Source organism: Neisseria sp. P0021.S006 (assembly GCF_051956895.1).
Map to the genome: position 1 here is coordinate 1 of NZ_JBQCWZ010000862.1, position 614 is coordinate 614.

At 48.0% G+C, this 614-nt stretch carries 1 protein-coding gene; it reads left to right on the forward strand.

The genetic code is table 11. The features are described 5' to 3' along the window. Positions 1 to 353: 353 nt before the first annotated feature. A partial coding sequence (locus tag ACTHUM_RS17555; protein ID WP_440403630.1) for a sodium/glutamate symporter occupies positions 354 to 614 on the forward strand: 261 nt, incomplete at its 3' end.

Sequence of the window (614 nt, forward strand, 5' to 3'; positions counted from 1 at the left end):
TGGGTTTGTTGGTTGGTTTGGTTGGTGGTTTGGTTGTTTTGGTCGGTGGTTGTGGTGTTGTTGGTGTGTGGGGTCTTGGCTTTGGGGGTGGGTTTGGTTTGGTTGGTGTGGTCGGCTTGGGTGTGGTTTTTGTGGTGTTCGGTTTGGTGTTCGGTGGTTTGGTTGGTGGTTTTGTTGCGTGTTGTTTGGTTGGTGGGGTGGGTTGTGGGTTTGTTGTTGGGGTTGTTGGGTTTGGTGGTGGTGGTGTTGTTGGTGGTGTTTTTGGGTGGGTATGGTGTGCTTGTTTGGTTGTGGTTGGTTTCGTTGTTGGGGCGTTCGTGGTGTTTGTTGCGTGTTTGGTTTTTGTTGGGGTGGTGGGTGGTTGTGGTGGAGCTTTTTTTGATTTGTCTAGGTTCGTATGTTGTTTGTTTGTGGGTGTGGTTGTTTGTGGCGTTTTGGTTGTTGTTTTTGGGGTCGGTGTGTTTGGCTGTGTTGTTGGTGTGTTTGGTGGTGTTTTTTTGTTGTTTTTTTTGTTTGTGGTTTTTTTGGGTTTGGGGTTGTGGGGGTTGGTTGGTTTGGTGGGTTTTGTGGTTATTGTTTTGGTTGTGTGGGTTGTTGTGGTGGTTTTGTGTGGG